The organism is Actinomadura rubrisoli, from assembly GCF_004349215.1.
GTDB lineage: Bacteria > Actinomycetota > Actinomycetes > Streptosporangiales > Streptosporangiaceae > Spirillospora > Spirillospora rubrisoli.
Genome location: NZ_SMKU01000382.1, coordinates 1 through 8,367 on the forward strand (window position 1 = coordinate 1; position 8,367 = coordinate 8,367).

The window sequence follows — 8,367 nt, forward strand, 5'->3', positions numbered from 1 at the left end:
AAAACTCAAGCAGTTCCGCGCCATCGCCGCACGGTACGACAAACTGGCCAGCCGCTACCGCAGCGGCCTGCTACTGGCCAGCCTCATCCTCTGGCTCCGCCACCACGAGTTGTCAGACACCACCTAGGCCGCCGGTTGAGCGAGGAGCGCAAGGTGGGCGATGACGACGAGGTGGGGGATGCCGAGCTGGCGGCCGGATTCCAACGGGACCCGGAGAGGTTCCAGCTGGTCTACGACCGGTACCGCCGCGACATCTTTCACTATGTGGCCGGACGACTGGACAGGCAGGACGCGGACGACGTGACCGCCGAGACGTTCCTGGTGGCGTTCCGCATACTCGACCGTTACGACCCGGCACGCGGGGCCCTGCGACCGTGGCTGTTCGGCATCGCCACGAACTGCGTGGCCGAGCACCGCCGCAAGGAGGCCCGCCACTACCGCGCGATGAGCCGCGGCTGGCGGGAGTCCCCGGTCGAGAGCCACGAGAACCGTGTCGCCGCCGTTGTCACCGCCCATCGGGCGAAGTCTCAGCTGGCGAAGGCGCTGCTGGAGCTTACGCCGGGCGAACGCGACGTGCTGCTCCTCGTGGCTCTCGGCCAGCTCACCCACGAGGAGGTGGCGCAGGCCCTCGACATCTCGTACGGCACGGTCGGTTCCCGCCTGAGCCGCGGCCGCGCGAAGCTCCGCCAAGTCATTGATCAGGAGGCACTCAATGGATGAACTTCAGCTGCTCGCCACCGTCCTGGACGAGCCCGACCAGTCCCCGGAGACCATCGAGCAGGGCCGGCGGCGGCTCGGGGCCGCGATCCACGGCCCGGCCCGCCGGGCACGCTCGCACAAGACCGCCTGGATGGCGGGTGGTCTCGGCCTGACCGCCGCGGCGGCGGCCACCGTGGTCGTGGTCGTCTCGGGCCACACGGGTCCCACCGCCACACCCAACGGCCCTCCGGCCTCCGGCGCGGCTCCGGCGCCCACGGTCCGGATGTCCGCCAAGCAGGTCCTGCTCGCGGCCTCCTCCTCCGCCCTGGCGGCCCAAGAGGGGTCCGGTACGTACTGGCACGTCAAGACGGCCTATACCAAGGGGAGCACCTCCGACCGCTCCGATCCGTCCATCATCGAGACCTGGGCCCGGCGCGACGGGAAGTCCTGGGTCAGGCTGGGCTCGTCGAGCGGACCGGTGAAGAACAACGACCCCGATGGGCCCTTCGGGCACTACACCGATGGGTTCGACGTCGGCGACGGGAAGCGGCTGACCCTCGCGCAGATCCAGGGGCTGCCGACCGCTCCCGGCGCGCTGAAGGCACGGATCCTTTCCTACAACAGCAGACTTCCCAAGAACGACGCCCTGCAGGGCGGGCTGGTCGGCCTGCTCGCCGGAAGTCCGGCCCCGCCGAAGGTCCGCTCCGCCGCCTTCCGCGCGCTGGCGACCCTTCCCGGCGTCAAGAGCCTCGGCCCGGTCAACGGCGGTCAGGGCCTGCTGCTTCCCGGCCCCGGTAAGAACATGCTGGCGGTCAACATGCGGACCTCGAAGGTGACCGGCATGTATGAGGAGGTCATCAAGGGCAAGAAGGTCTACGGCAGCGCCGGGACCCTGATCGCCGAATGGACGAACCAGCTGCCGCCCGTGACGACGCCGAAGAAGGAGCAACCGCCGGCGAAGAAGCCCGGCTGAGCAGGTCGTGACGTCTCCAAGGGCCCGGCACGTGGCCGGGCCCTCGGCCACCCCCATTCCGGCGGACCGCGAGTCCCGATGCTTCGGAACAGCCCCTATGCGACGCCGAGCGAGGCTCCCCGTCCACGACGAGCTCGATTCCGGTGACGTACTTCGACCGGTCGCCGGCGAGGAACAGGGCGGTCTCCGCCACGTCCCACGGCGTGCCCATGTGGCCCATCGGCACCCGGACGCCTCGCTTGGCCCACATGGCCTTGTCGTAGGCGTCGGAAGCCCGCTCGTCATTGCCGCCACCGGTGTTCTCATCTGGCCGGGAAGCACCGCGTTCGCCCTGATATGGTGCGCGGCGAACTCCCTCGCGGTCGTCCTGGCCAGGTGATTGAGCCCGGCGCCTTGGTGGCGTCGAATTGCGTCGCGTCGGCGGCATCGCCCTCGGCTCGGATCAGGCGTACGGTCTCGTGGGCCGATGCGAGGCCGATGTCGGCGCAGACCACGGTGGCGCCCTGACGAGCGAACGTCAGTGCCGTTGCCCATCCCTCGCCGACACAGCCCGCAACGATGACCAGTGCGACCTAGTTCGTTCATGGAGACCAGAGAAACCGTGGGAAGAGCGTCCGGCGGTCCCCTTGGTCTGCGGGTGGCCCGGCGTAGGCGTCGATGAGGGCGTCGCGTGCTGCGGGCGTGGGGTCGTCGCAGCCGCAGTTGGGGCAGGCGACCTCGGGCGCGGTGAGCTCGGACGTGGCGCTAGAGGGGGGAGCGGTCGACGCCGTGATCGGCGGCGACCTCGGCAAGCGGATCGGGGCCGAGGATGTGGTGGACGCCGTGCGTACGATCGCCGACGGTGACAGTCTTCTGTCCTCTGCCGCAACCGCTCCTTGGTCGCTCGTTTCCTGACCACACCGGACGGCGCTCCGCCGTCCCACATCGAACAGCTCACCGTGTTCACCGCGCGCGAACCTGGTCGCGTCTGGCCTGCCCAAGTACGGGGTTGAGGAATCCAGGAACAGCGGTTAGCGCTGAGAACGATCATGATTGGGTTGTTCCGTTTGGGGATCCGGAACACCGGGTGTTCGGGATCGAGCCCCAGGTCAGGGTGTTCCGTAAAGGTGTTCCGGACTTCGTTCCGGTGAAGGGGGGCATACGGAACACTTGCAGGCGTGACCGAGACCCGCCGCGTCGGATATGCCCGTTGCAGCACCGATGAGCAAGACGTCCAGATCCAGACCGAGCAGTTGCTCGCGCTCGGCGTCCCCGCCGACCGCATCTACATCGACCGCGGCTTCTCGGGGGTCGACCAGCATCGGAACGAAAATCCGCGCTAAAGGGGGTGATGGGGCCGGGTTAACGCGGATGCTCGTTCCGATGCATCTGAGCTGGGAGTTTGTATTGGAGCCGGGGGGTTCTGGGTGGCTGGGGCGGTAACGGTCTGATCTTTGGCGGGGTCTGGCCGGTGGATGGGTCCTACTTTCTGGGGCCATGCCAGTTGTGTTCTTGAGTGATGAGGAAGTCTCCGCCTACGGCCGTTACACCGGGCCGCCGTCGCGGGCGGAGTTGGAGAAGCTGTTCTTCCTGGATGACGCCGACCGGGCGCTGATCGGGAAGCGGCAGGGTGAGGCCAACCGTCTGGGGTTTGCGTTGCAGGTGACCACGGCGCGGTTCGTGGGCCGGTTCCTGCCCGATCCGCTGGATGCCCCGGTCGAGGTGGTGGACTACCTGGCGGGTCAGCTTGGGATCGCTGATGCGTCGGTGGTCAAGGCCTACACCGAGCGGCAGCAGACGGCGTTCGACCACCAGGAGGAGATCCGGAAGGCCTATGGGCTGAGGAACTTCGCCGAGGCCGAGAGCGATTTCGTTGCGTGGGCGGACGCGCGGGCGTGGAACACCGGGGACGGCGCCAAGAGCATCTTCCCCGAAGGGGTGGCGTGGATGCGGACCGAGAAGGTGCTGCTGCCGGGGGTGACGACGCTGGCGCGGCTGGTGGCGCGGGTGCGGGAGCAGGCGATCGACCGGCTGCACCAGAGCCTGTACGCGGTGTTGACGCGGCGGCAGCGGGCGGTGCTGGAGTTGCTGCTGGAGGTGCCGGAGGGCGCGTCGGACCTCGGACTTGGAGCGGTGGCGCAAGGGCCCGTCGGTGCCCTCGGGCAAGAACTTGGAGAAGGCGCTGCGGCGGGCGGAGGAAATCTTGGGCGCGGGGCTGGGTGAGGTGGCGCTGCCGCCGGAGGTGCCGCAGCGGCGGCTGGTGGACCTGGCCCGCTACGGGATGTGCGCGACCGCGACTACGCTGCGGCGGCATGGCCCGTCGCGGCAGTTGGCGACGCTGCTGGCCACGGTGATCTATCCGGAGGGCAAGTCGGTCGATGACTGCCTGGATCTGCTGGATCTGCTGATGGCGACCGAGCTGATCGGCAAGGCCGAGACCGCGACCGACAAGGAACGCGCGCGTCAGCACCCGAAGCTGGCCCGACACTCAGCGACGCTGGCGGCGGCGGTGGAGACGCTGCTGGAGATGACCGAGTACGGCGAGGAACTCAGCCCGGAGCAGGTGTGGGAGTCGATTGATGCGATCGTGCCGCGCCGGGAGTTGAAGTCGGCGGTGGCGGCGGTGACCGGGATGGTCCCGCCGCCCGAGGCTGACGACGACGGGCCGATGCGGGCGCTGCCGGCCGAGCGGATCGGCACCGTGTCGGGGTTCTTGAAGACTCTCACCACGGTGATCGAGTTCGGTGCGACCGCCGAGGCCGCCCGGGTACTGGTCGCGACCCGGGCGCTGCCGCGGCTGCTGGACGGCCGCAAGAAGAAGGTCACCGAGGGCGACATCGACGCCGGTCTGGTGACCGGGTCGTGGAAGCGGTTGGTGCACCGGCCCGGCCCGAACGGCAGCACCGTGGACAAGAACGCCTACACCATGTGCGTGCTGACGCAGTTCCACCGGCACCTCAAGCGCCGCGACATCTACTCCCAGGCGTCGGCGCGGTGGCGCGACCCGCGCGCCGAGCCGCTGGCCGGGGACGCCTACGCGGCGGCCAAGGGCAAGGTGCTGACCGACCTGCGGCTGCCCGAGGATCCCGCGACGCTGCTGGCCGAGAACGCGATGGTGCTGCACATGGCGTTGCGGGACGTGTCGGGGCGGGTGGGCGGTGAGGGCGGGGTGAGCGTCGATGAGCAGGGCCGTCTTCATGTGGCCAAGCTGGCCGCGCTGCCGGACCCGGCGTCGCTGACCGACCTGCGCCGACGGGTGGCCGGGATGCTGCCGCGGGTGGACCTGCCCGAGCTGCTGCTGGAGACGATGGGCCGGGCGAAGGGATTCCAGGAGGCGTTCGTCTCGGTGGCCGGCGGCAGCAGCAAGCTGGCCGACTTCGACATCTCGGTGGCGGGCTGCCTGACCTCCCAGGCGCTCAACATCGGGTACGCGCCGGTGACCAAGCCCGGCACGGCCGCGCTGGAGCGGGCGCGGCTGTCGCATGTGGCGCAGAACTATCTGTCGGCCGAGACGTTCTCGGCGGCCAACGCCCCGCTGATCGAGGCGCAGGCCGAGATCGGGTTCGCCCAGGAGTTGGGCGGCGGGCTGGTCGCCGCGATCGACGGGATGCGGTTCGTGGTGCCGGTCCCGTCGATCTACACCCGCCCCAACCGCAAGTACTTCGGTTCCAGGCGTGGCCTGACCTGGCTCAATATGATCAACGACCAGGGTGTCGGGCTCGGTGCCAAGGTCGTCACCGGCACCGCCCGCGACTCTCTGCACATGATCGACGTGCTGTTCCGCCGCGACGGCGGCCACCGCCCCGAGGTCATCGTCACCGACACCGGGTCGTATTCCGATGTGGTGTTCGGCCTGGTCCACCTGTTGGGCATGCAGTATCGGCCCGCGCTGGACGACATGCCCGACCAGAAGGGCTGGCGCATTCAGGACAGCGACTACGGGCCGCTGTCCCGCTTCGCCCGCGGCAAGATCGACCTGGGCAAGATCAAGCGGCACTGGCCCGACATCCTGCGCGTGGTGGTGTCGATCTACACCGGGAAGGTCCGCGCCCACGACGTGATGAAGATGCTGCAGCGCGACGGCAACCCCACCCAGCTCGGCGAGGCCATCGCGCACTACGGCCGGATTTTCAAGACCCTGCACATCCTCACCTGCGCCGTCGAGGAGCCCTACCGTCGCGACATCAAGGGCGTCCGCAACCTGCAGGAATCCCGGAACGCCCTGGCGGGCAAGGTCTTCCACGGCCGCAAGGGCGAGATCTACCAGCGCTACTACAAGGGCATGGAAGACCAGCTCGGCGCGCTCGGCCTGGTCCTGAACTGCATCACGCTGTGGAACACCTTCTACATCGGCAAGGCCCTGGACCAACTGCGCGCCGACGGCTACCCGCTACTGCCCGAGGACGTCGCCCGGCTGTCCCCGTTCGTCCGCAAGCACATCAACGTGATCGGGACCTACTCCTTCACCGCCCCTGACCTTGGCCCCAGCGGCGTCCGCGCCCTCCGCGACCCCGACGCCGACGACGAAGAGGAGTAGTCGGTCCTCGGGCCCCGGTCGGGGCCACGGTCGAGCGGTGATGCGGGTGGCGTCACCCCGGTGCGCATTGCGCGCGCCGATCCGGCGGTGTCGGCGGCGCTCTGCTGGAGTGGCGGCGCGGCGTAGACCGGGACTCTGGCTGTGGACAGCACGTCGATGTCGCGCAGCGCGGTGCGGGTGGTTTGAAGGGCATGGGCCAGGAACGTAGAACCCGCAACCAGGGCAAACCCGCCCCGTCACCGAACCGAAACCAAGATCAGCTTCCTACCGCTAATTTCTGCACTCAGCCTCCTCGAAGGCCCACCCGGCCGACGCGGACGGGTGGCGTAGCGGCAGCCAGACCACTGCTTAACCCCTGGTTGTCACATCCAAGGGTTCGGCGGTGTCTTCATGCCGAACACCAACTACGCACACCTACAAGGAGGACCTCATGGCGCTACGTGTTCCGAAGGCCGAGCTTCCCGCCGAGCTCAAGGAGAACATGATCAAGCAACTCGGTGCCGTGGCCGAAAACATCGAGGTGCTGTGGCACAGCCCCCAGGTGACCCAGGACAACCTGGAATTCGGCGGCAAGGTGGGCGCGTGGAATGCGGCCGACGCGAGCTTGAAGTCGTTCGCGCACATGGCCGTCGCGGCGCAGGTCGGATGCAGTTGGTGCCTCGATGTCGGCTACTTCCAGGCGCAGAACGAGAACCTGGACCTGGCCAAGGCGAGCCAGGTGCCGCGCTGGCGCGAGGCGGAAGTGTTCACACCGCTGGAGCGGGACGTGCTGGAGTACGCCGAGGCCATGACGAACACGCCACCGACCGTCACCGACGAGCAGTACGCGAGTCTGCTCGAACGGCTCGGCCCGGCGGCGATGGTGGAGCTCACCGCGTTCATCGCCTACATCAACCTGGCGACCAGGGCCAACGTGGCGAACGGGGTGACCTCGCAGGGCTTCTCCGATGCCTGCGAGATTCCGCTGGCCAAGCGTCCTGAAACGTCCGGCTTTGTGTCGACGGCATGACCGAGGACCCGTTCGTTGTCCACCGTCGCCTGCTGTTCACTGTCGCCTACGAGATGCTCGGTTCGGGGGCGGACGCGGAGGACGTCCTGCAGGAGTCCTGGCTGCGGTGGGCCGGTGTCGACCGTTCGCAGGTGCGTGACCCGCGGGCCTACCTGGTCCGGGTCGTCACGCGGCAGGCGCTCAACCGGCTGCGGACGTTGGCGCGCAGCCGCGAGGACTATGTCGGCCAGTGGCTGCCGGAACCGTTGCTGACCAGCCCGGATGTCGCCGAGGACGTCGAGCTCGCGGAAAGCGTCTCGATCGCGATGTTGACCGTGTTGGAGACGCTCGGGCCGATAGAGCGGGCGGTGTTCGTGCTCCGCGAGGTCTTCGAGACGCCCTACGGCGAGATCGCCGAGGCCGTCGGCAAATCCGTGACTACCGTGCGGCAGATCGCGCGACGAGCACGCGTGCACGTGGTGGCACGGCGTCCTCGGGTGCAGGTGAACCCGTCGGAGCAGCAGCAGGTGGTGGAGCGGTTCCTGAACGCGCTGCGCACCGGGCAGGTACAGGAGCTGATGGAGGTTCTGGCACCGGACGTGGTCCTGATCGCCGACGGCGGTGGGCTCGCGGCCGCCGCCCAGGCACCCGTCCACGGGGCTGACCTCGTGGCGACACTGCTCGCGCGCCCGGACCGGATGGTCTCGGCCGTGTGGCTCAACGGTGCGCCTGCGGGCCGGATCGAGGTCGATGGCCAACTGGCCGCGGTCAGCCTCGTGGTGGAGAACGGGCGGGTCACCCGGATCCACGCGGTGGCGAATCCGCAGAAGCTGACGAGGCTGGAGAAGCCGGCCGAGCTCGCCAGATAGAACCGCGGTTGCGCTGGCATCGTGGGTGTTCCCCGCGGTGGTTCCCACTGCGGGGAACACCCACTACCGCCTACCGGCCACAGATTGACGTACCTCGATAAAGCCTGACGCACGGATCAACATCCATATCTATCTGAAGCACATTGGCGAGCTTCCCTCTATGGCCAACGTGTCAATCCCCTGAAAGCGTGGAGACGGTGTTATGCCACTTCGGCCCTGGGCTGGGCCGTTGGTGTTCTTCGTGCTTCTGCCATCTGATGCTCGAACGTGATCGGGGCGAGCCCGTCGTTGGCGCTGTGCCTCCTGCTGGTGTTGTGGAAGT

General features: G+C 68.3%; 9 protein-coding genes. 8 read left to right on the forward strand and 1 reads right to left on the reverse strand.

The features are described 5' to 3' along the window. The first annotated feature begins 153 nt into the window (after nt 1-153). Nucleotides 154-720 (forward strand): RNA polymerase sigma factor, encoded by a 567-nt coding sequence (locus tag E1298_RS40250; RefSeq protein WP_131902644.1) that lies wholly within the window; start codon nt 154-156, stop codon nt 718-720. Further along, on the forward strand, nt 713-1,672 hold the full coding sequence (locus tag E1298_RS40255) for a CU044_5270 family protein (protein WP_131902645.1): 960 nt from the start codon (nt 713-715) through the stop codon (nt 1,670-1,672). Before E1298_RS40250 ends, E1298_RS40255 begins: the two co-directional genes overlap by 8 nt. On the opposite strand, the gene E1298_RS50850 is transcribed toward E1298_RS40255, so the two are convergent. Further along, nucleotides 1,557-2,099 carry an SDR family oxidoreductase gene (locus E1298_RS50850; protein ID WP_207945122.1) on the reverse strand — a complete coding sequence of 181 codons (543 nt, stop codon included), beginning with the start codon at nt 2,097-2,099 and terminating at the stop codon, nt 1,557-1,559. The genes E1298_RS40255 and E1298_RS50850 overlap by 116 nt on opposite strands. Before the next feature lie 341 nt (nt 2,100-2,440). On the opposite strand from E1298_RS50850, the gene E1298_RS51395 reads away from it, so the two are divergent. The 6 genes from E1298_RS51395 to sigJ all read left to right on the forward strand — a co-directional run bounded on the left by E1298_RS51395 (nt 2,441) and on the right by sigJ (nt 8,045). Next, nucleotides 2,441-2,566 (forward strand): hypothetical protein, encoded by a 126-nt coding sequence (locus E1298_RS51395; protein WP_279499555.1) that lies wholly within the window; start codon nt 2,441-2,443, stop codon nt 2,564-2,566. A gap of 263 nt (nt 2,567-2,829) precedes the next feature. Next, nucleotides 2,830-2,994: a recombinase family protein gene (locus E1298_RS40270; RefSeq protein ID WP_131902646.1), complete on the forward strand. Its 165-nt coding sequence runs from the start codon at nt 2,830-2,832 to the stop codon at nt 2,992-2,994. Between the two features lie 154 nt (nt 2,995-3,148). Beyond that, nucleotides 3,149-3,874 (forward strand): DUF4158 domain-containing protein, encoded by a 726-nt coding sequence (locus tag E1298_RS49855; RefSeq protein ID WP_207945123.1) that lies wholly within the window; start codon nt 3,149-3,151, stop codon nt 3,872-3,874. Further along, complete coding sequence (locus E1298_RS40275; protein WP_243726123.1) at nt 3,804-6,188, forward strand: Tn3 family transposase; 2,385 nt, start codon at nt 3,804-3,806, stop codon at nt 6,186-6,188. The genes E1298_RS49855 and E1298_RS40275 overlap by 71 nt, the downstream gene beginning before the upstream one ends. A 481-nt stretch (nt 6,189-6,669) precedes the next feature. Then, nucleotides 6,670-7,197 carry a carboxymuconolactone decarboxylase family protein gene (locus E1298_RS40280; RefSeq protein WP_207945125.1) on the forward strand — a complete coding sequence of 176 codons (528 nt, stop codon included), beginning with the start codon at nt 6,670-6,672 and terminating at the stop codon, nt 7,195-7,197. Then, nucleotides 7,194-8,045: an RNA polymerase sigma factor SigJ gene (sigJ, locus tag E1298_RS40285; protein ID WP_131902648.1), complete on the forward strand. Its 852-nt coding sequence runs from the start codon at nt 7,194-7,196 to the stop codon at nt 8,043-8,045. Before E1298_RS40280 ends, sigJ begins: the two co-directional genes overlap by 4 nt. The last annotated feature ends 322 nt before the right edge of the window (nt 8,046-8,367 follow it).

Excerpts from the sequence above, each read along its gene's own strand:
- E1298_RS40255 (WP_131902645.1), top strand. The coding sequence starts at position 713 with ATGGATGAACTTCAGCTGCTCGCCACCGTCCTGGACGAGCCCGACCAG.
- E1298_RS50850 (WP_207945122.1), bottom strand. The coding sequence starts at position 2,099 with ATGCCGCCGACGCGACGCAATTCGACGCCACCAAGGCGCCGGGCTCAA.
- E1298_RS49855 (WP_207945123.1), top strand. The coding sequence starts at position 3,149 with ATGCCAGTTGTGTTCTTGAGTGATGAGGAAGTCTCCGCCTACGGCCGT.
- E1298_RS40280 (WP_207945125.1), top strand. The coding sequence starts at position 6,670 with ATGATCAAGCAACTCGGTGCCGTGGCCGAAAACATCGAGGTGCTGTGG.
- sigJ (WP_131902648.1), top strand. The coding sequence starts at position 7,194 with ATGACCGAGGACCCGTTCGTTGTCCACCGTCGCCTGCTGTTCACTGTC.